16 protein-coding genes and 1 pseudogene are annotated in these 20,754 nt (G+C 69.0%); 8 read left to right on the forward strand and 9 right to left on the reverse strand.

Going from position 1 to position 20,754, the window contains the following annotated elements; genetic code table 11:
* The first annotated feature begins 75 nt into the window (after positions 1 to 75).
* Complete coding sequence (locus OG555_RS10690) at positions 76 to 1,203, forward strand: MFS transporter (protein ID WP_329482660.1); 1,128 nt, start codon at positions 76 to 78, stop codon at positions 1,201 to 1,203.
* A 165-nt stretch (positions 1,204 to 1,368) separates the two neighbouring features.
* On the opposite strand, the gene OG555_RS10695 is transcribed toward OG555_RS10690, so the two are convergent.
* Positions 1,369 to 2,991, reverse strand: coding sequence for a serine/threonine-protein kinase (locus OG555_RS10695; protein WP_329482661.1), 1,623 nt, complete (start codon positions 2,989 to 2,991; stop codon positions 1,369 to 1,371).
* 52 nt (positions 2,992 to 3,043) lie between these two features.
* Between OG555_RS10695 and OG555_RS10700 the strand changes: the two genes are divergently transcribed.
* The 6 genes and pseudogenes from OG555_RS10700 (at position 3,044) to OG555_RS10725 (ending at position 10,267) form a co-directional block, all read left to right on the forward strand.
* Entirely contained in the window at positions 3,044 to 3,604 is a 561-nt protein-coding gene (locus OG555_RS10700) for an RNA polymerase sigma factor (protein WP_329482663.1), read from the forward strand.
* A 349-nt stretch (positions 3,605 to 3,953) separates the two neighbouring features.
* Positions 3,954 to 5,192: an IS30 family transposase gene (locus tag OG555_RS10705; protein ID WP_329482664.1), complete on the forward strand. Its 1,239-nt coding sequence runs from the start codon at positions 3,954 to 3,956 to the stop codon at positions 5,190 to 5,192.
* Between the two features lie 1,048 nt (positions 5,193 to 6,240).
* Entirely contained in the window at positions 6,241 to 7,245 is a 1,005-nt protein-coding gene (gene dhaK / locus OG555_RS10710) for a dihydroxyacetone kinase subunit DhaK (RefSeq protein WP_328524398.1), read from the forward strand.
* Between the two features lie 2 nt (positions 7,246 to 7,247).
* Complete coding sequence (dhaL, locus tag OG555_RS10715; RefSeq protein WP_329482665.1) at positions 7,248 to 7,868, forward strand: dihydroxyacetone kinase subunit DhaL; 621 nt, start codon at positions 7,248 to 7,250, stop codon at positions 7,866 to 7,868.
* Positions 7,865 to 8,266, forward strand: a pseudogene (gene dhaM, locus OG555_RS10720) (dihydroxyacetone kinase phosphoryl donor subunit DhaM); the annotation flags it as partial. The gene dhaL and the pseudogene dhaM, both read left to right, overlap by 4 nt.
* 63 nt (positions 8,267 to 8,329) lie before the next feature.
* Complete coding sequence (locus OG555_RS10725) at positions 8,330 to 10,267, forward strand: HPr family phosphocarrier protein (protein WP_329484796.1); 1,938 nt, start codon at positions 8,330 to 8,332, stop codon at positions 10,265 to 10,267.
* On the opposite strand, the gene OG555_RS10730 is transcribed toward OG555_RS10725, so the two are convergent.
* The 4 genes from OG555_RS10730 to OG555_RS10745 all read right to left on the reverse strand — a co-directional run bounded on the left by OG555_RS10730 (position 10,246) and on the right by OG555_RS10745 (position 14,582).
* Positions 10,246 to 10,902 carry a hypothetical protein gene (locus OG555_RS10730; protein ID WP_329482666.1) on the reverse strand — a complete coding sequence of 219 codons (657 nt, stop codon included), beginning with the start codon at positions 10,900 to 10,902 and terminating at the stop codon, positions 10,246 to 10,248. The two genes, OG555_RS10725 and OG555_RS10730, sit on opposite strands and share 22 nt — an antisense overlap.
* Positions 10,903 to 10,978: 76 nt before the next feature.
* On the reverse strand, positions 10,979 to 11,527 hold the full coding sequence (locus tag OG555_RS10735) for a GNAT family N-acetyltransferase (protein ID WP_329482667.1): 549 nt from the start codon (positions 11,525 to 11,527) through the stop codon (positions 10,979 to 10,981).
* A 174-nt stretch (positions 11,528 to 11,701) separates the two neighbouring features.
* Complete coding sequence (locus OG555_RS10740) at positions 11,702 to 14,053, reverse strand: beta-L-arabinofuranosidase domain-containing protein (RefSeq protein WP_329482668.1); 2,352 nt, start codon at positions 14,051 to 14,053, stop codon at positions 11,702 to 11,704.
* A 34-nt stretch (positions 14,054 to 14,087) separates the two neighbouring features.
* Positions 14,088 to 14,582 carry a DUF1707 SHOCT-like domain-containing protein gene (locus tag OG555_RS10745; RefSeq protein WP_329482669.1) on the reverse strand — a complete coding sequence of 165 codons (495 nt, stop codon included), beginning with the start codon at positions 14,580 to 14,582 and terminating at the stop codon, positions 14,088 to 14,090.
* 185 nt (positions 14,583 to 14,767) lie between these two features.
* Between OG555_RS10745 and OG555_RS10750 the strand changes: the two genes are divergently transcribed.
* Positions 14,768 to 15,394 carry a hypothetical protein gene (locus OG555_RS10750; RefSeq protein WP_329482670.1) on the forward strand — a complete coding sequence of 209 codons (627 nt, stop codon included), beginning with the start codon at positions 14,768 to 14,770 and terminating at the stop codon, positions 15,392 to 15,394.
* Positions 15,395 to 15,455: 61 nt separating this feature from the next.
* Here OG555_RS10750 and purL read toward each other — a convergent pair whose 3' ends face one another.
* The 4 genes from purL to purS are packed head-to-tail and all read right to left on the reverse strand — an operon-like array spanning position 15,456 to position 20,707.
* Positions 15,456 to 17,717, reverse strand: a complete 2,262-nt coding sequence (gene purL / locus OG555_RS10755; protein WP_329482671.1) for a phosphoribosylformylglycinamidine synthase subunit PurL — start codon at positions 17,715 to 17,717, stop codon at positions 15,456 to 15,458.
* Between the two features lies 1 nt (position 17,718).
* Complete coding sequence (locus OG555_RS10760) at positions 17,719 to 19,776, reverse strand: hypothetical protein (protein WP_329482672.1); 2,058 nt, start codon at positions 19,774 to 19,776, stop codon at positions 17,719 to 17,721.
* Positions 19,776 to 20,447, reverse strand: a complete 672-nt coding sequence (gene purQ / locus OG555_RS10765) for a phosphoribosylformylglycinamidine synthase subunit PurQ (protein ID WP_329482673.1) — start codon at positions 20,445 to 20,447, stop codon at positions 19,776 to 19,778. Before purQ ends, OG555_RS10760 begins: the two co-directional genes overlap by 1 nt.
* Positions 20,444 to 20,707, reverse strand: a complete 264-nt coding sequence (gene purS, locus OG555_RS10770) for a phosphoribosylformylglycinamidine synthase subunit PurS (RefSeq protein ID WP_329482674.1) — start codon at positions 20,705 to 20,707, stop codon at positions 20,444 to 20,446. Before purS ends, purQ begins: the two co-directional genes overlap by 4 nt.
* Positions 20,708 to 20,754 lie beyond the last annotated feature (47 nt).

A 20,754-nucleotide genomic window follows, 5' to 3' on the forward strand; every position in this document is an offset into this window, starting at 1 on the left:
CTCCGTTCATGTCTCCATGCTGACATCGCCACACTTCGGCGCAGCCCGAAGTTTTCCGGTGGGAGGGTGGGACGCATGCTGCTCGGCCTGCTCTGCATCGGAATCTTCCTGGTCCAGCTGGACGTGACAGTGGTCAACGTGGCTCTGCCGTCCATCCGGACCGGGCTCGACACCAGTCTGACCGGGCAGCAGTGGGTTGTCGCCGGATACATGATCACGCTGGCCGCACTGCTCCTCGTCTTCGGCGCATTGGGCGACCGGATCGGCCATAGGCGCGTGGTGCTCGCAGGTCTCGCCGTCTTCGGCCTCGCGTCGCTGGGTTGCGGTGCGGCCCCGAACATCGAGCTGCTCGTGACAGCAAGAGCAGTGCAGGGCGTCGGCGCCGCACTACTCCTCCCCGGCACCCTGGCCGTCATCACCGACCTGTACGCCGACAGTGGGTCAAGAGCACGCGCGGTCGGCATCTGGGCCGGTGCGGGAGCACTTGCACTGCCTTCTGGACCTCTCCTGGGTGGCGCACTGGTCAGCGGGCTCGGTTGGCGTGCGGTCTTCCTGATCAATCTGCCGATCATCGCGATCGGACTGCCGGTAGCGTGGCGGCTCGTGCCCCGAGTGCAGACAACGCACACGCGTGCCCGGACCCGACTGCGGATCGGCGCGGACTTCATCGGCGCGAATGTGATTGCCGGACTGATGAACTTCGTCGGCCTCGGCACAGTGCTCGTGATGACGCTCTACCTGCAGGAACACCTTGCCCACAGCGCGTTCCGGGCTGGTCTCGAGCTCATCCCTCTCTTCCTCCCGCTCGCAGTACTCGGACCGGTGTCCGGCCGGATCACCGCCCGCTACGGCCCACGCCTGCCCATGACGATCGGATTGATCCTCGGCGCCACCGGATCGCTCTGTCTGCTCGGCGTACGTGATGGCTACGCGACCGTCGTACCAGTGGAGCTGGGTCTTGGCCTCGGCATGGGCTTCTTGACAGCCGCGGTCGTCAACGCAGCCGTCGCGTCCCTTCCGCCAGACCGGGCCGGCCTGGCCAGCGGCGTCAACAACACCTGCCGCCAGGCGGTAGGTGCTCTAGGCGTCGCCGTGTACGGCGCAGTCGTCAGCCACAACATGGTCAGCGGCCTGCACACCCTGGCCTGGCTCGGAGGCGGCCTCTGGCTCCTCGGCCTCGCGGCTACCTGGCTCACCGTGTAGCTGATATTTCAGTCGATCGGCCAGATGGTGCGGAAGATCGTGGAGCGGAGGCGGTAGAAGCGCCGCCGGGCCGACTGGATCAGCGCAGGGGACGGCCGGAGCCGTTCCGTCGGGATTCGCACCAGGGATTCCTCAAGCGTGCTGGGACAACAGGGCCGGTGCTCATCAGCCGGTGTACTGGACCGATTCGGCGATCTCGCGGGCGCGGTCGGGCTGGTTCTTCGGCAGTAGGACCTGGATGAGCATCGAGCCGGTGGTCCCCGTGTCCACGACTCGCTGGAAGAGCATAGCGCCGCTGTCCCCACAGCCGCTGGAAACCTGATCCGTCACCGTCCGCCCGTCGCCGGTCGACGGCGTCGGATCCCCCAGCGTGTTGCAGTTCAACTGCGGACTGGCAACCAAGGCGAGCTTGACGTCGCGCGCATCGGTGACACCGACGAAGACGCCCGGGGTGCGCGTCGACCAGTCGCCGTCCTGGCTGAGCCGGAGCGCCGGATACGACTTGGAGCTGCCTGGCGGCTGCCATTCCGAGTCGGCCACCGACTTCGCCCAGCCGCGCGGGAGGGTGAGCGAGAACCCGCTGTAGCTGACGCCGATCAGCTCGCGCGCCGCCAGATAGCGCTGCCCCTCGAAGCCCGCGCCGCCGCCCACGATCAGCGCGAGTACGGCCGCGATCACCCACCGGCCGCGCCGCCGCTTCCGCGGTGCAGGGGGCTCGGGCTGCGCCCCGGCGGTCCCGGTCCCGGTCGACGACTCCGCCGTACCTTCGGCCGCAAGCTCTGCGGCTGCGGACTCGACGGCCGCCGCCAGCGCCCCGACACTCGAATCGGCGTCCGGAGTGGACGACGTCTTGACGATGGTCGGCGTGTTCGCATCGCTGAGGGCGGTCGGCTCGCCGTCCTCCTCCGGGCCCGCGGGTACGGCGACCGTCACCGACTCGCGGATCGAGAGCGGGAAGTCGTGGGTCGTCTCGTCCAACGCGCCGACGAGCTCGCGGGTGAACGACTGGACGTCCGGCCAGCGCTTCTCCCGGTCCGGGTCGAGTGCGCGGACGATGGCGGCGTCGACCAGATCCGGCAGGTCGAACCCGAGCGAGCTCGGCGGCGGCGCGGCCTCGACCCGGCTCGCCGCGCCCAGCCCGTCCACCTGATGCGGTGACCTCCCGGTCAGAGCGGCGTACGCGACCGCGCCCAGCGAGTACTGGTCGGCCCGCTGGTCCAGCCGCTCACCCATCGCCTGTTCGGGAGCGACGTACGACGGGGTGCCGCCGGGCATTGTGATTCGCGACACCTCGTCGAGGGACTTGCCCAGGCCGAGGTCGGACAGTACGGCGCGCTCGCCGTCGTCCGTGCTGCGGAACAGAACGTTCGCCGGTTTCACGTCCCGGTGCAGCAGGCCGCGCCGGTGCAGGGCCCGCAGGCCGCGGCCGACCTGGACGACGACATCGACGGCCTCGGCCACCGGCAGCGGCTGCTTCTTCAGTCGATCGGCCAGCGTGCCGCGGTCGGCGTACGTGAGCACGAGAAAGGGCCGGCCGTCCTCGAGTTCGCCGACGTCGTGGACCTGGACGACGTGCTCGGACTCCACCCGGCGCAGGAACCGGCCCTCCTCGAGGAACCGCTGCCGGACCGAGTCGTCGTGCCCCCAGTTGTCGGCGAGCACCTTGATCGCCACTTCGGCATCCAGTTGCTCATCGTGAGCAAGCCATACCGTAGCGAAACCACCCGAGCCCAGCCGTCGTCGCACGACGTAGCGGCCAAGCCTGGTTGGGACCCCCATACAAGGCATTATGGAGTACCAAGAGTCCCAGGCCGGGGGCCGATCGACAGCGAAGGCGCAGATGAGCGAGAGCACCAGCCCGACCGACGACCTCGGGACCCTGGCCGAGCGGGCCCAGGCGGGCGACAAACACGCGATGGACGACCTGCTGCGGCAGATCTACCCGCGTGTACTGCGGATCTGCCGCAGCGTGCTGCCGTACTCGGCGGATGCTGAGGACGCGGCCCAGGAGGCGCTGCTGAACATCGCCACCAAGATCGGCACGTACTCCGGCCGGAGCAGCTTCTCCACCTGGGTCCACTCGGTCGCGGCGAACTCGGCGCGCTCCACGTACCGCAAGCTGAAGCGTACGGCGCAGGCCGCGCACAACCCGGAGACGATGGACAAGCCGGACCCGCGCACCACCAGCGTCATCGCCGGCACCCGCCTCGACCTGCTCGAGGCCCTCGAAACCCTCGAACGCGACCGCCCGCAGATGGTCACCCCACTCGTCCTCCGCGACGTCTACGGCCTCTCGTACGAGGAGATCGCCGCTCTCGTCGGTGCCCCGCTCGGCACCGTCAAGTCCCGCATCCACGACGCCCGCGAGGTCGTCCGCCCCCTCCTCCGCCCCAAGGACTGACCCACCCCGCACCCTCGCCGCGCGACCACGTGAACCGCGCCGCCATTTGATGGGTGCGGCCATTTGAGGGGCGCGGCCATTTGAGGGGTCAGCCGGTACTTCTGCTTCATGTGTGGGTGATGTGACGGGCGGTAGGTCATCGGTGAGACCACCGGCCCGACAGGTATGCCGGGCACGCGGTCGGCGTTGGTTGTCCGGCGGTTCGCCGACTCGCCCAGGCGGTCGGCGACCCGGCGTGCGCATCTGGTGGGTTGACGTCCCATGCAGCGGGTTGACGTACCCGATTCCGGGGCGCCAACCCAGGCGGACTCCAGTGGTCGAAGCAACGACTACTGGAAGGTGTTGTTTGATGCCGAAGGCGTATCCGTATGAGGTGCGTGAGCGGTTCTTCGCGCTGGTGTGTGGTGGGGAGTCGTTGCAGGCGGCTGCGGTGGGGGCCGGCGTGTCGTGGGAGGCGGGGAGGTTGTGGTGGCGAGCATCGGGGCTTGTGGAGCCATCGATGCGGCGGGGTAGGGCTGGTGGATTGGTAGGCAGTGCGCCGGCCTCGTTCCCGGGTGCGGCGGCCGGTGAGCAGCCGCGGCGCCGGCGGGCGTTGAGCAGTGAGGACCGGGCGGTGATCGCGGTGTTGCTGCGGCAGGGGTTGTCGTATGCCGGGATCGGGGAGGCGATCGGGCGGGACAGGTCGGTGATCTGGCGGGAGGTGGCCCGCAATCGTGGCCCGGACGGGTCGTACTGGGCGCCGGTGGCTCACCGTGGCGCGCATGAGCGGCGGCGACGGCCCAAGGAGTTCAAGCTGGCCGCCGATCCGGGGCTGTGCGCCCGGATCACCGACTGGATGGACGCCGGCTGGTCCCCGGGCCTGATCGCGACGGTTCTGCGCCGCGATCACCCCGGCGCCAGCGCCGAGGAGAAGATGGCTCGTGTGTCGCACGAAACCATCTACCAGGCGTTGTATGTGCAGACCCGTGGCCAGTTGCGCCAGGACCTGCACCGGCAGCTGAGCCTGCGCCGCTCGGCGCGCAAGCCCCGCGGCGGCCGGCGCCAGTCCACAGGCCCGTACCGGGAGGCGTTCCGGATCAGCCAGCGCCCCGCCGAGGCCGCCGACCGTGCCGTGCCCGGGCACTGGGAAGGCGATCTGATCATCGGCGCCGCCAACACCTCCGCGGTCGGCACCCTGGTCGAGCGCAGCACCCGGTTCACCATCTTGTTGCACCTGCCCGGACAGCACGACGCCGACAGCGTCGCCGAGGCCATGATCGCCCAGATGCGGACCCTGCCCGACCACCTGCGCCGCTCGCTGACCTGGGACCGCGGCACCGAACTAGCCGCCTACCGGCGCATCCAGCTCGACCTCGACATGCCGGTCTACTTCTGCGACCCCCACTCCCCTTGGCAACGCGGCACCAACGAAAACACCAACCGGCTCCTGCGGTTCTGGCTCACCAAGGGCAGCGAGCTGTCCATCCACACCGCCGCCGACCTCGACCGGATCGCCGCCACCCTCAACCAACGCCCCCGCCCTACACTCAACCTGAAAACCCCAGCCCAAGCGCTGGCCGAACTGCTCGCCAACCCGGCAGCAGCATGAACCGTTGCTTCGAACACTGGACTCCGCCCCACCATCTCGGACGTCAACCCACCAGATGGGCCGATCAGGCCAGGTCCGCGCCGACACACAGCACCGGGCGGGGACCGGAGCCGGCGGGTCGGGACAGGTCGTGGCGGGCTGGGACAGGTCGTGGCGGGCTGGGACAGGTCGTGGCGGGCTGGGACAGGTCGTGGCGGGCTGGGACAGGTCGTGGTGGGCTGGTGGAGGCCATTTCGGCTGTCTTGCTGGATGTGTGGGGTGGTGTGAGTGGGGGTCGGTTGGGATGTGCAGCTCGACAGGACGTGTCGGTGCCGGGGGGTTGGCCGGGTCAGGCATTCACGCCTGAAACCGGCCGCCCGGCCGGGGCAGGGGCCGGGGTCGGGGCCGACACTTCCTGTCGAGCTGCACGTCCCAGCCTCCAACGGCATCCGATCAGCCTCCGTCCAGCCGATCCCGCGCGCATCGGCCGCCATCGTGGTGGGCCACACCGGCGGTTGCTGCAACGGGGCGGGGTTCGTGCTGGTGGCGATGGGATCGGTTCGGAACTGCGGGACCTGGGACACGCTCTGGGGTCCTCGGACAGGTTGTGCCTTGTCCGCGGTCTCCGGTACCTGTGCGAGGTCGCGGCGGATCCCGCGGTCGGCCGGGCCCCGAGACAGGACGTGGTGGCCGAGGCCCGGGACAGGACGTGGTGGCCGGGGCCTGGGACAGGACGTGGTGGCCGGGGCCTGAGACAGGACGTGGTGGCCGAGGCCCGAGAGAGGACGTGGTGGGAGGGGCTGGGACAGGACGTGGTGGGCGGGGCCCTGGCATTGCGTGTCTCCGCCCACCGCAAGCTGTCTCAGGTCACCGGATCCGGGTCCGGCCTCCGACCAGGACGCGGCAGGCCGGCCATCAGCGCCGAGTCTGCGTCCTGGGCGTTCTGATCACCGTCGCGGCTCTTCCGCTCACGGTGAGCCGCGCGATCCGGTCGATCCCGTTGCCGTCGACGACGGCGGCCTGAGCGTGGGACTCCCGTTCCGGGCGGGCGTGTGCTCAGATGGGTGGCATGAAGAAGCTCATCAACGAACCTGGTGATGTTGTGAGTGAGGCGCTGCAGGGGATGGCGGCAGCGCATCCGGATCGGTTGCGGGTGGATCTGGAAAACCGGATCGTGTACCGCAAGGACGCCCCGAGGCCGGGCAAGGTGGGACTGATCTCCGGCGGTGGGTCGGGACACGAGCCGATGCACGGCGGGTTCGTCGGCCCTGGGATGCTCGACGCGGCCTGTGCCGGTGAGGTGTTCACCTCGCCGGTGCCGGACCAGATGATGGCCGCGACCAAGGCGGTCGACGCGGGTGCGGGTGTCCTGCACATCGTGAAGAACTACACCGGCGACGTGATGAACTTCGAGATGGCCGCCGAACTGGCCGCCGCCGACGCCGGCACCGAGGTGTTGTCGGTGGTGACGAACGACGACGTCGCCGTACAGGACAGCCTCTACACTGCCGGCCGCCGCGGCGTCGGCGTGACCGTGCTGCTGGAGAAGATCGTCGGCGCGGCGGCCGAGGAGGAGCGCCCGCTGCAGGCGATCGCGGACCTGGCCAAGAAGGTCAACGACAACGGCCGCAGCATGGGCATGGCGCTCACGTCCTGCACGGTCCCGGCGGCCGGCAAGCCGACGTTCGACCTGGCCGAGAACGAGATGGAGGTCGGCATCGGCATCCACGGCGAGCCCGGCCGGCAACGGTTGCCACTGGCACCGGCTCGCGAGATCGCAGCGATGCTCGTCGACCCGGTGGTGAGCGACCTTCCTTATCAGCAAGGCGACTCGGTCATTGCCTTCGTCAACGGCATGGGCGGTACGCCGCTGCTCGAGCTGTACCTGATGTACAACGAGGTCGCCAAACTGCTCGACCGCGCCGGCATCACCGTCGCCCGCTCCCTGGTCGGCAACTACATCACCTCCCTCGAGATGGCCGGCTGCTCGGTCACCCTCCTGAAGGTGGACGACGAACTGGTGCGTCTCTGGGACGCCCCGGTCAACACCCCCGGCCTCCGCTGGGGCGCGTGAGCATGGGAGTCGACAGTTTCGTTGATTGGTTGCGGGATGCCGCGAGTACGTTGCATGAGAATGCGGCGTACTTGACCGAGCTGGATTCGGCGATCGGGGATGCGGATCACGGGGCCAACATGGACCGTGGGTTCCAGGCGATCGTCGCGGTGCTGGACGAGACCAGCTTCGGGTCGGTCGACGAGCTGATGAAGAAGGCCGGGATGACGCTGGTCAGCAAGGTCGGCGGGGCGAGCGGGCCGCTGTACGGCACGTTCTTCCTGCGCTTCGGGACTGCGCTGGCCGGCGCCGAACTGACCCCGGCGACGATCGGGGAGGCGTTCACGGCCGGGGTCGGTGGGATCCTTCAGCGCGGCAAGCCGGAGCTGGGCGACAAGACCATGTACGACGCCTGGGCGCCGGCCCTGGACGCGTACGACGCTGCCGTGGCAGGCGGATCGGATCTCGCCGGTGCGCTGACCGCGGCGGCGGAGGCGGCCGCCAAGGGCCGGGATGCGACCGTGCCGCTGGTGGCACGGAAGGGCCGCGCGAGCTACCTCGGCGAGCGCAGCGCCGGCCACCAGGACCCGGGTGCGACCAGTACTACGTTGCTGTTGGAGTCGGCTGCTCGCACGCTCCCATGATCGGGATCGTGGTGGTGTCGCACAGCCGGGCGCTGGCTGCGGCGGCGGTGGGGCTGGCGTCGGAGATGGTTGCTGAGGACAACCGTCCGGTGATCGCGGTCGCGGCCGGGCTGGACGACACGACGTTCGGCACGGACGCGGCGGCGGTCTCCGAGGCGATCACGATCGCCGACAGCCCGGACGGCGTACTGATCCTCCTCGACCTCGGCAGTGCCGTGTTGAGCGCCGAACTGGCCTTGGAGTTCGTCGATCCCGAGCTCGCCGGGCGCGTCCGGTTGTCCAGCGCGCCACTGGTCGAGGGCCTGGTCGCCGCAGTGGTGACCGCGTCCACCGACGCCTCTCTCGACGCGGTGGCGGCCGAGGCCGAGCGCGGGTTGCTCGGGAAGCAGGACCACCTTGGAGTCGGCGGTGCTGCCGAGTCGACTGCTGCGGTTGAGGCCGACCAGACGGTGGAAGTTGCGGTGAGCAACGAGCACGGGCTGCACGCGCGGCCGGCTGCGCGACTCGTTGGCCTGGTCAATGGTTTCGATGCCACTGTCACGCTCACCGATCTCGACACGGGGCGTGGGCCGGTTGACGCCGGCAGCTTGAGCATGGTCGCGACGCTGAACGCTCAGCAGGGTCACCGGCTGCGGGTGGGAGCGAGCGGTGCGCAGGCTGCCGAGGTCTTGGCGGCGATCACCAAGCTGGCAGGGGAAAACTTCGGCGACACTGCCGGCGGAGTCGGAGCAGGAGCTGCCGGAGGAGGCGCACCGGAGCCAGGCACGGGTGGATCCGCGGGGACCGGTGGGTCAGGGCTGGATGTGGCGATCGGGCCCGCGGTCCTGGCCGGTGTGGCGGTCGACCTGAGCGGTTACGTTGCCGGGGACGACGAGTTGGGTCAGCTCGACCAGGCGGTGGCGACAGTTGGGGACGAGCTTCGCGGATTGCGGGACGGCAGCCCGGACCATGGGGAGATCTTCGCCGCCCACCTCGCGCTGCTGAACGATCGCAAGCCGTTGGAGGAGATCCGGGCGGCGATCACCGCGGGTACGCCGGCCCCCGTCGCGTGGAAGCAGACCTACGACGAACTGGCGGCCGCCTTCGAGGGACTGGACGACGCCTACCAGCGGGAACGGGCGCAGGACGTGCGAGCCGTCCGCGACCGCGTACTGCGCGCTCTCACCGGGAGCGCCACCGACGAACCCACGTCGGCCGGAGCCGCCCCGGACAGCGCTGCCGAGGGGAGCATCCTCGTCGTGCCTGAGTTGGATGCGGCGACGGCTGCCACGCTTGACGCCGGGCGGGTTGCCGGAGTTGCTGTGCGGGCCGCGGGGACGACCGGCCATGGGGTGATTGTGGCTCGGTCTCGCGGGATTCCGCTGATCACCGGGATCGGGGACGTCGAGGTGCCGGCGGGGGTGGTGGTTGCGTTTGACGCGCGGGTCGGGTCGTTCGAGGTTGCGCCGGACGAAGACGCCGTACGGGCGACGATCGCTGAGCGTCGGGGTGAGCGGGAGCGGGCGTTGACGCGGGCCGATGAGCCGGCGACGACCGTGGACGGGCGGACGATCGGCGTGCTCGTCAACGTCGGCGCCGTCCAGGACGCGGTGGCGGCGCGGGGTGCGGACGGGTCCGGGCTGGTGCGGACCGAGGTGTTGTTCGGTGATCGGCGTACGGCGCCGACCGTGGACGAGCAGGTCGAGCAGTTCCGGGCGATCGCGCGAGCGTTGGACGGCAAGCCGATCACGATCCGGACCTGGGACATCGGCGGCGACAAGCCGCTGCCGTTCCTGCCGCAGGACCGGGAGGCTAACCCGTTCCTCGGCGAGCGCGGGATCCGCGTGTTCCGGCGGCGTCCCGAACTGCTGCGCGATCAACTCGAAGCCGTCCGCCGGGTCGCGGCCGAGACTCCGGTGCACGTGATGTTCCCGATGGTGACGACCGCGGACGAGGTCGCCTGGGGACTCCACGAACTGGACGATCTCGGCCCACGGCCCGACGGCCTGGAAGTCGGCATCATGGTCGAGGTGCCGGCCGCCGCACTCCGGATCGCCACCCTCGCCATCGGGCTGGATTTCGTCAGCATCGGCACCAACGACCTCACCCAGTACACAACGGCCGCAGACCGCACCAACACCGCCGTCGCCCCACTCGCCGATGGCCTCGACCCCGCAGTACTGCAGTTGATCGACCATGTCGTTCGCAACGCAGGCGTTCGCGTCGCAGTCTGCGGCGACCTCGCCAGCGATCCGCAGTCCGCCGTACTGCTCGCTGCTCTCGGGGTGGAGGAGCTCAGCGCGGTCGGTCCGCAGGTCCCGCTGGTGAAGGCACGCTTACGGCAGGCAGTTCTCAGTGAGGTCGACACGGCCGCGGTGCTGGCGGCACGGGACGCTGCTCAGGTGCGCGGCTTGCTGTAGTACAACAGCTCGACCAGGTTGAAGCCGGCGGTGCGGTTGGGCTTCGCGGGGAGGGTGTAGGTCTCGCCGGGCTCCAGGTAGGTGACGTCGGGGTTGTCGAGGTCCAGGTCGACCACGAGGGCCGGGTAGGCGCCGGTGTGCCAGGTGTAGGACTCGCCCGCGTCCGGAGTGACGTGCTGGACGCGTACGTCGTCCTCGTCGACGACCACCTTGGCCGGGGACTCACCGACCTCCTCGAAGCCGGCGTCCGCGGGTACGCCCGCGACCACGAAGTACGGGTCGCCGGACGCCTCCTCGCCCAGGTCGAGGATCTCGATCAACCGATTGAGGTAGAGCGCCGAACCGTCGTTGGTGAGCATGTGCACCGGTGACACCGGGCGATACACCGAGCCGCCGACGGTCTCGCTCAGCTGCCGTGCCGGGCTGCCGTCGAGCCAGTCCATGTGACAGGGGGACGTCGACAGGCACAGGACGACGTACGGGTTGTGGTGCAGGTGCCAGCCCTGTGCCTCGCCGGGTTGCAGTGACACCTCCCAGACGCGGACGCGGGAGTTCTTCAGCAGCACTCGGGTCCCGATCTCGCCGAGGACCACCTCGGTGCCGTCGGGGGCGGAGACTTTGGTGCCTGAGCTCATCGTCGTCCTCGCTTCGCTCCGGGCGCCGATGAGGCGCGAGACGGACTGTGCTGGATGATGAACTCGCTCCGCTCGTTCATGCGTACTCCTCCAGGTCGATCGGTCGTTCCATGGCGACTCCCTTGAGGACGACGCCGTCGGGCATGGGAAGGTCGACGGGCTCCACCTCGGTGAACCCGAAGGCCTTGTACAGCGGTACGCCGGGCAGCGTCGCCATCAACGCGAGCCGGGTGAACCCCTCCGCCCGGGCCGCGTCGACACAGGCGGTCAGGATCCCTCGCCCGAGTCCGCGCCGGGTCCAGTCCCCGCGGACGAACATCGCCCGGATCCGGGCCGGTTCGGTGGCCGGGTCCAGCAGTCGCTCGTCGGCGCCCGCCGTACTCGCGTTGAACAGCTTGTTCCGCCGGCTCCACCCACCACACGCGACGATCTCGCCGGCGGCCTCGTACACGTAGTACGTGCCGTCATCGATCAGCGCGGTGTCCAGAGTGGTGATGTGTTCCGCCGCGCTCGCGGTCTGCACCTCGTCGTGGTACGCCGGGAACACCTCCCGCACCGAAGCCCGCGCCAACTCCGCGATCGCCGGCCCGTCCGCCCCCACCGCCAGCCGCAACCTAGCCTCCACGCCCCACAGGCTAGTTCAGCCCCGGTCTCACCTCGCCAACACCCACGGCATCGCCATCCGCCGTACCTAAGAACAGGATGTAGTCATCTACGTATAGCCCCGGCTGAGCGTGAACCCGAGCCAACTTTCCGCCCGGATCCGCACTACGTCCTGTCCTTAGGTACGCCTGGTCCATCAGTCGAAGGCCAGGTGGAGCACTCCACCGGAGCAGGTCGGATGCAGTGCGACCTCGACTCGGACGTACTGCGTCCGGACCGGTGTGAAGGTTGTCGTGTTCAGTTGGTCTGCGGTCACGGCGTACGGGATGGTGTTGTCGGCTGCGCGCCAGGTGTCGCCGTCGAGCCACAGGATTCGCCATGAGTCCGGCACCCGGCTTTCCCCGGACCCCGTGTCGTCGAACCAGTAGACCGATGCCTGGGAGAGGTCGCGGACTTCGCGTAGGTCGTATTGGATCCACTCCGTCGTCCCACGCCGGTCCCACCAGGTGAAGCGCGGGATTGATGTGTCCGCGGACGACGCAGGGAGCCGGCCGTCGTCCGGCGCCTCGAGTGAGTCGCCGTCGTTGACGTGCGAGGCGGTGATCCGGGTACGGCGGATCCACTCCTCTCCATCTGACGACACCTGCGGGAAGGACGTGATCCGGAGTCGCGCGGCGCCCATCGGGATGAGAGTCACCGTTTCAACCGGCTCCGATGAGCGGGCCGGATCAGGCTGCAGCAGTCCGACCACGTCCTCGGTGTCCGTCTCCCACTGCGGGATCCGCCGAGCTTGGGTGGTCAAGGCGAGCGGCACGCCCTCGGTGGTGAACGGGTCCTCGCCGGCGTCCCGCCGTACGACGTCGAACTGCGCATCTGGCACCAGACCGTAGTTCCACGGAGACTCCGGATAGGCAGCCAGTTCCGGCCAGTCCTCGGTGCCGCCGATGCGCTCGTAGCGTTCGTCGATCTTCAGCGAGTAGGTCAGCGGACCACGGTCGACGGAGATGGAGTGGTTGTCGTTCCACACCCGGGTGGTGGTCCGCATCGGCAGCACCAGCTCGACGCGGTCGCCCGAGTGCCAGGTGCGATCCACCTTCATCCACTCGCCGGCAGTCCGGACCGGCTGGCCGTTCACCTCTACCGAAACGTCTTGCGCCCAGCCAGGACGCCTTAGATAGAAGGGGAATCGGACATCGCGTGCAGTCCGCACTGTGAAGGTGATCTTGTCGGAGAACGGGTACTCCGTGTCCTGCACGATGCTCACCAGGTCTCCCGCACCGACGCGAGCGGTGACCTTGCTGGCGGCGTACATCGACGCCGCCAGTCCGTTGTCCGTCGTCGCCAGCCACAGCTCCTGCGCGTAGTACGGCCAGCCCATGCCGTAGTTGTGCGGGCAGCATCGATACTGATGCACGCCGTACTTGTAGGCCTGCATGGCGAAGGGATTCTCGAACTGCCCGTGCTTCGGCCGGTCGTCGAGCTGCACGCTGTTGGCGCAGGTGATGTAGTGCATGACCTGCTGCTGCGGATCGTACGACGCCGGCAGCGAGTTGAACGCGAGTTCCTCACACCGGTCCGTCCAGACCGTGCCACCGGTGAAGCGGGTCAGCAGTTCGCAGCTGTGCATCAGTTCGACGATCCCGCACGTCTCGAACCCCTGCCGCGGGTCACCGAACCCAGGCCGCGAGTTCTCGTCCCCAGCGAACCCACCGCCCGGGAACTGACCGTAGCGCCCCATCACCGTCGCATAGTTCCGGTACGTCGCCGCCCGGTGCTGCACGTCGCCACTCAGAAGCCAGTACTGCAACGGTTCACGGAACCCCTGCGCCAGGTTGACGTTGTGCCAGGTAGGAATGCCAGTGATGTAGTCAGCCGAGCCGGAGTGCATCTTCGTCACCAGGTCGAGCAGCCACTCGTCGCCGGTGCGGTTGTACAGCCAGTACGCAGTGTCGATGTTGTCGCCCCACCGGAACGCGCCCCACGAGCGGTTGAACACCTCGGCGGGCTGAGTGTTCTGGAACTGCAGGTACTTCGTCATGAACGGGATGGCCCGCTCGTCGCCGGAGTACTCGTACCAGGACCGGAACGCGGCCAGCAACGGCATGCCGGGCCAGAAGTCCGGACCGTCCTCCAGTGAGGTCCGCAGACGTTCCGGACCGAACCAGCCGTCCGGAGCCTGGGTCGCAAGGATGCCGTCGATCCAGCGCTGTGTCCTGGTCAGTACGCCGGTGTCGCCGGTCACGTAACCGAGATCGCCGAAGCCGCGGAGCCAGTAGGGCAACTCCTCCCAGGCGCCCTGGGCCGGATCGACCCAGCCGTTGGTGTCGTAGACCAGGAAGTCCGAGATCTCGTCGTACCGGCCGCAGAGGCCGTTGACCTGCAGCTCGAGCTGTCGCGCGAGCCAGCCGCGCGGTTCGATCGCGCCGGGTGGCAGCTTCTGGAACGGGACCGGCTTCAGCGGCGCCCGCTGCGGGACGTAATGCCCGCCGCGCGTAGCCGGCGGCCCGCCAGCTTGGTCAACAGCGACGGCGTGGGCGGATTCGGGCATGGCGGCGCCTTTCGGGTGACGGGCGGGGTCGACGCTAGCTTCCTGACCGACGGCGCTCCTCGCGCTGCGGGCGAGAAGCCCAGCGGTACGTGAAGAACACCCAGGCCAGCGCGGGCAACCCGAAGATCGCGGCCGCGATCTCACGGCCGAAGACCATCAGCACCAGTCCAGTCAGCGCGAACGGCAGGGCCATCCACACAGCGCCCGCGAACGCGGCCCACCGCCACTTGCCAGGCTTCTTCGACTCGGGCTTGTAGAGCGATGGAGCCGGGAGGTCGGCGAAGATCGGCTGCAGGTCGGCATGCGTCACCGCGTCGTTCAGCCGATCCACCCGCCGATGCAGCTCACCCTCATCCAGCCGACCGACCGCGAACTGCTCGGCCAGCTCGTCGGTACAGATCCGCCGCTCTTCATCGCTCAACCGCAAACCAGCCATCCGGCGCCGCGCAGCCGCAACCCGAGCCTCCTGCCCGGCCGCCGCCGCGAGCCCCATCAGCTCACTCGGCTTGACCGGCCGCCGCTCCGCCATCCGCTCACCTCACTCGTCCCCTTCGAGTGTGCCAGACGCCCGGTGGCCCGACCGCCGAACGCGATTTGGTTGCCGGGTCCCGCGGAGACGTTGCTCACAAGATCGGCGCTCAACCGCGGGCGGGCACCAAGTCATCTCAAGTCGCGAAGGGCCGAACGGAGCCCCTGGCCATGAAGGACGGAAACATGAAGAAGACCACGCTTCGCGTACTGGTCGGCACCGCGATCATCGGTGCCGTGGGGCTCGTACTGGGCGTCGCGCCGAGTGACGCCGCCGCGCCGGCCCGCACGAGCGTCGCGGCCTACGCCAAGCCCGCGCTCAACCCGGCAGGCCTCAGCTACAAGTACAAGTGCTGGGGTCACGTCGGCAACTGCAACGTCTCGGTCTACGCGCCGACCGGCTGGAAGTTCACCCGGCTCGGCCTGTACGAGGCGAAGTTCACCGACAGCTCGAACACCTGGATGCTCCGGGTCGACGGCGGCCTCGACGGCAAGGTGAGCGTGAACACCGCCTCCCAGCAGCGGGTCAAGGCCCTGCACGGCGTCCCCGGCCTGAAGATCGTCACCCGCGCCCACGGCACGGTGAAGTCGAAGGTGCCGTGGACCGCGCCGCCGGTCGCCTACACGTCGATCACCTACACGTACCGCGACGGGGCCCGTGGCCAGCGCTGGGTCACCACGCGCTTCATCGACACCCTGGAGCACGGCAAGCGGGCCTACATCGAGGTCACGGTCGCCGGTCGTCCGCAGGACCAGGCCGGCCTGAACCGCGTCCTGGCCGAGGCGACCCAGCGCGTGGCACTGGTCGGCTGAGACCGACAGGTACGGCCTGCCGACCCGGGCACTCACAGCGCCCGGGTCGTCGCGCGGCCGGCTAGTTGAGGGCGGCCGGGAGCGTCTGCGTCCAGGCCGTCCGCAGCTCGGTCAGCGACACCTCGAACTGGTCCTGGACGTCGAGGGTGTCGCCGGTGATGACGCCGATCTTCGCGTGCGGGAAGCGGCGGGCCGTGCACATGTCGGTGAACCGGACCTCTTCGGTGCGCGGTACGGCGACGACCGCCCGGCCGGCCGATTCCGCGAACAGGAACAAGAACGGGTCGAGCCCGTCCGGCGCCCACACCCGGGCACCCACACCGCCGCGGAGAGCCGACTCGACCAGCGTCTGCGCCACGCCGCCGTCGCTGACGTCGTGCGCCGCGTCGATCAGGCCGTCGCGGGACGCGTTGATCAGGATGTCGGCCAACTGCTGCTCAGCCGCCAGGTCGATCGCCGGCGGCCGTCCACCGAGGTGGCCGTGGATGACGTGCGCCCACTCCGACCCGGACAGCTCCTCCTCGGTCTCACCGAGCAGGTACAGCTGGTGGCCCTCCATCTCGGGCGTGAAGCCGATCGGCGTACGACGGGTGACGTCGTCGATGACCCCCAGTACGCCGACCACCGGGGTCGGCAGGATCGGAGTATCACCGGTCTGGTTGTAGAACGACACGTTGCCACCGGTGACCGGGATACCGAGCTCCTTGCAGCCGTCGACCAGGCCGCGGATCGCCTCGGCGAACTGCCACATCACAGCGGGGTCCTCGGGCGAGCCGAAGTTCAGGCAGTCGGTCACCGCGGCCGGCCGGGCGCCGGTGGTCGCGACGTTGCGGTACGACTCGGCCAGCGCGAGCTTCGCACCGGTGTACGGGTCGAGCTTGGCGAACCGCCCGTTGCAGTCGGTCGACACCGCGACACCGAGCCCGCTGGTCTCGTCGACCCGGATCATCCCGCTGTCCTCGGGCTGCGCGAGCACCGAGTTGCCCAGCACGTAGCGGTCGTACTGGTCCGTCACCCAGGACTTGTCGCACAGGTTCGGCGACGCGACCAGCTTCAGCAGGGTGTCCCGCAGCTCCGCGGGCGTGGTTGCCCGCGGCAACTTCTCCGCGCCGTCGGCCTGCAGCTCGTCCTGCCAGTCCGGCCGCGCGTACGGCCGCTCGTAGACCGGCCCCTCGTGCGCGACGGTCCGCGGCGGTACGTCGACCACCCGCTCGCCGTGCCAGTCGATCTGCAGCCGGCCGGTGTCGGTGACCTCGCCGATCACGTCGGCCTGCACGTCCCACTTGGCGCAGATCTTCAGGAACGCCTCGACGTTGTCCGGCGTGACGACCGCCATCATGCGTTCCTGCGACTCGCTCATCAGGATCTCTTCCGGCGCGAGCGACGCGTCCCGCAGCGGCACCTTGTCGAGCGACACGTACATGCCGCCCTCGCCCGCACTCGCCAGCTCGGACGTCGCACACGACAGGCCCGCGCCACCGAGGTCCTGGATGCCTTCCACCACGCGCGCGGCGAACAGCTCCAGCGTGCACTCGATCAGCAGCTTCTCCATGAACGGGTCGCCGACCTGGACCGCCGGCCGCTTGGTCGGACCGCCTTCGGCGAAGGTCTCCGACGCCAGCACCGACACTCCGCCGATCCCGTCGCCACCGGTCTTGGCGCCGTACAGGATGATCTGGTTGCCGACGCCGGTCGCGTTGGCCAGGTGCAGGTCCTCGTGCCGCATCACGCCGACGCAGAGCGCGTTGACCAGCGGATTGCCCAGGTACGTCGGGTCGAAGACGACCTCACCACCGACGTTGGGCAGGCCGAGGCTGTTGCCGTAGCCACCGACGCCGGAGACGATCCCGGGCAGCACGCGCTTGGTGTCCGGCGCGTCCAGCGGGCCGAACCGCAGCGGATCCATCACCGCGACCGGGCGGGCGCCCATCGCGAGGATGTCGCGGACGATGCCGCCGACACCGGTCGCCGCGCCCTGGTAGGGCTCGACGTACGACGGGTGGTTGTGCGACTCGACCTTGAAGGTGACGGCGTACCCCTCGCCGATGTCGATGACGCCGGCGTTCTCACCGATGCCGGCCAGCATCTTCCCGGCCGGTGTCTCCTGCGGGATCTCGCCGAACTTGCGCAGGTGCACCTTGGACGACTTGTACGAGCAGTGCTCGCTCCACATCACCGAGTACATCGCCAGCTCGCAGCTGGTCGGCCGGCGGTCCAGGATGTCCCGGATCCGCTGGTACTCATCCGGCTTCAAGCCGAGCTCCGCCCACGGCTGCTCGACGTCAGGGGTACTACTGGCGTTGCTGACAGTGTCGGTGGACACGTTAGGACTCCTGCACTAGGTGGGACTCAGGTGAAACGGTAGCGGGCTGCTCAGCGGTCACAAGGTGAGCCACCAGCAGTGGTACGGCGAAGCCGGCCATGATCGCGGGTAGGGCGACGCCGGCGTCGTTCAGCAGCATGCCGACCAGACCGCAGGTCGACAGGGCGAGGAGAGTCGGCCGGATCATCGGCAGACTGGTGTAGAAGCGGCGGTAGGACTCCGAGGGCACCTTCTCGGGTAGCACAGTGGCGAGCATGCACAGCACCACTGCCACGAGCATGGCCCAGCCGGACGGACCGGTGAAGACCTGCACCGCCATGTCCAGCTTGCGAATCAGTATGTCGCTCACATCCCCGTCGAGCAGCCGGGCCACGAACGTGCCGAAGTGGCTCCGCTGGTCCGGCGGCCGTAGATAGTCGAGGTAGGCGACAGCGGACACCGCCAGTACGCCGGTCAGACCCACACCGATCAATGCACGCAGTGAGATGCTGCCGCGCCAGGTCAGCCAGGCCATGAGCAGCACCGCCGGGGTCAGCGCGATGATGCCGCCGAAGTCGGTCCCCCAGCCGGGTCTGCCGTCCACCACGATCGCAGCGCCGCCGATCGCAAGCACAGCGAGTGCGGCCTGCACTCTGCTCTTGTCGATCAGCTTCTGCGCGGCCCAGCCGGCAGTGACGAGGGCTGCGACCGCAAGCGTCGCGAAAGTGGAGTTGCCGAAGCCATAGAACCGTCCACCGATCACCGGCCCGTCTGTGAACATGCTCCCGAACTGCAGCGGCGTCCCAAGCACGCCGTCCACCAGCAAGATCACGTACGCCGTCAACGCGATCCCCAGGAACGCATAGCGCTTCAGCACGACCTGAGCCACACCTGCCAGGACCACGCTGATCCCGAGAACCACGCAGTACAAGGAGAAAGCGGGCGCGGGCCACCGCCACCACACGGTCGCCGTGGACAGGAACACCGCGATGAAGAATCCACCTTGCGTCAACAGCGTGAAGACGAGCGTACGACGGGACCGCGGGCTGCGCGTGATCCAGAACCAGGCGATCGCGAGGAGCTCCGCAGCCAGGATCGTCATCGAGACCGCGACCAGCATCGGCCGTGGCTGCTCGAACCGCTGGTTGGTGTCCAGCCGGTTCTCGATCACCGCGTCCGCATCGGTGTGCACGTCACCGGTGGAGTGGATCTCGTTCCCATCCAGCGGTCCAGCCTTCGCCACCCCAGCCGGATCGACTTCTGCGGCTGTCCGCCCCCTGAGAATGGTTGCGGTGATATCGGTCAGCTGGATCAGACCCGGTCGGCGGGTGCTGTCGCTCGTCAGCCAGCGCGGACCGTTGTCCGGCGGGAGCTGCATCGCAACGAGCGGCTCCTGGTGTGCGTTGGCGACCTCCTGGCTGACGCCGACCAGCAGAACCCATCCGCCGGCGGCCCGGGCCTGGGCGACCAGATCCGCGACCCGATTGCGCGCCTCCGCGCGCCCTTCCCTGAGAGGTAGCGCGCCGGCGTCGATGACCGCGTCACCGCAGTCATTGCTCGCCAGCCTGGCCGCGTCAAAGTCGGGCTGCCAGTTGACCACCGAGCCGTCGGTGTGAGCCAGTGCGATCGCCGCACCCGGTCCGAAGCCGCACATCGGGTAGCCGGCCTGACCGAGACGACCGATCGGTGCGCCGGTGTGGTGTTCGGCCTGGCGGTCGATGTACGTCTGCCAATCGGCCACCTTGCCGTTGGTGACAGCCGGCAGGTCACCGCAGGGCAGGTCGGCCACACTCCCCCAGGCCCGGGTGCCGGCGCTGATCGTCAGCCAGCCGTCGATCGGACAGGTGTGCGGGCCGGCGGTCTTCACGGTGATGGAGCCGACGTTCGACTGGTCGACCAGCGCGGTCAGCTCCGGCGACGCCTTCACGTCACTCCAGGTCAGACCGGAGACGCCGATCACCACGACCTTGGCCATCAGGCTCGCCGGCTGGGCGTTCGCCGTACCGGTGGCGGCGAGCACGGCCGCCGCGGTCAGAAAGAGGCTGCGGGCCAGGAGGCGCCGCAACCTTGACGACTTCATCAGCTGGAGACGACGGCCTTCAGCACCGAGGTGAAGAAGCCCAGGCCGTCCGTACTGGGGCCGGTCAGTGTCTCGACGCAGTGCTCCGGGTGCGGCATCAGGCCGACCACGTTGCCGCGCTCGTTGGTGATCCCGGCGATGTCGCGGTACGAGCCGTTCGGGTTCTCGTCCAGGTAGCGGGCGACGACCCGGCCCTCGCCCTCCAGCCGGTCCAGGGTCGCCTCGTCGGCGACGTACGAACCGTCCTGGTTCTTGAGCACGATGGTGATCTCGTGGTTGGCGTCGTAGTCGCTGGTCCAGGCGGTGCGGTTGTTCTCGATCCGCAGCGGCTGGTCCTTGCAGATGAACTTGCGGTGGTGGTTCTTGATCAGAGCGCCCGGCAGCAGGTGCGACTCACACAGCACCTGGAAGCCGTTGCAGATCCCCAGCACCGGCAGGCCCTCGCCGGCCCTCTTGATGATGGTGTCCATCACCGGCGCGAATCGGGAGATGGCACCGGCCCGGAGGTAGTCGCCGTACGAGAAGCCGCCCGGCAGGACGACCGCGTCCACACCGTGCAGGTCGGCGTCGCCGTGCCAGAGCGCGACCGCCTCGGCACCGGCCACCGCGGCTGCGCGGCGGGCGTCGACGTCGTCGAGCGAGCCGGGGAAGGTGACGACCCCGATCTTCACTGCGCGTCCTCTTGGGCGTCCTCGACGTGGAGGGTGTAGTCCTCGATCACCGGGTTGGCCAGCAGCGTGTCCGCGGCCTTGCGGATCTCGGCGACCCGTTCCTCGGTCGCCTCGCCGTCCAGGGTGATCTCGAACCGCTTTCCCTGCCGGACATCGGCCACGCCGTCGAAGCCGAGCCGGCCGAACGCGCCGTGCACCGCCTTGCCCTGCGGGTCGAGGATCTCGGGCTTGAGCATGACGTCGACGACAACGCGAGCCACTGACTTACTCCAGGTCTCGTTCCGGGGTGACGCCTGAATCCTACCGA

This window comes from Kribbella sp. NBC_01484 (genome assembly GCF_036227145.1).
In the GTDB taxonomy this organism is placed as follows: domain Bacteria; phylum Actinomycetota; class Actinomycetes; order Propionibacteriales; family Kribbellaceae; genus Kribbella.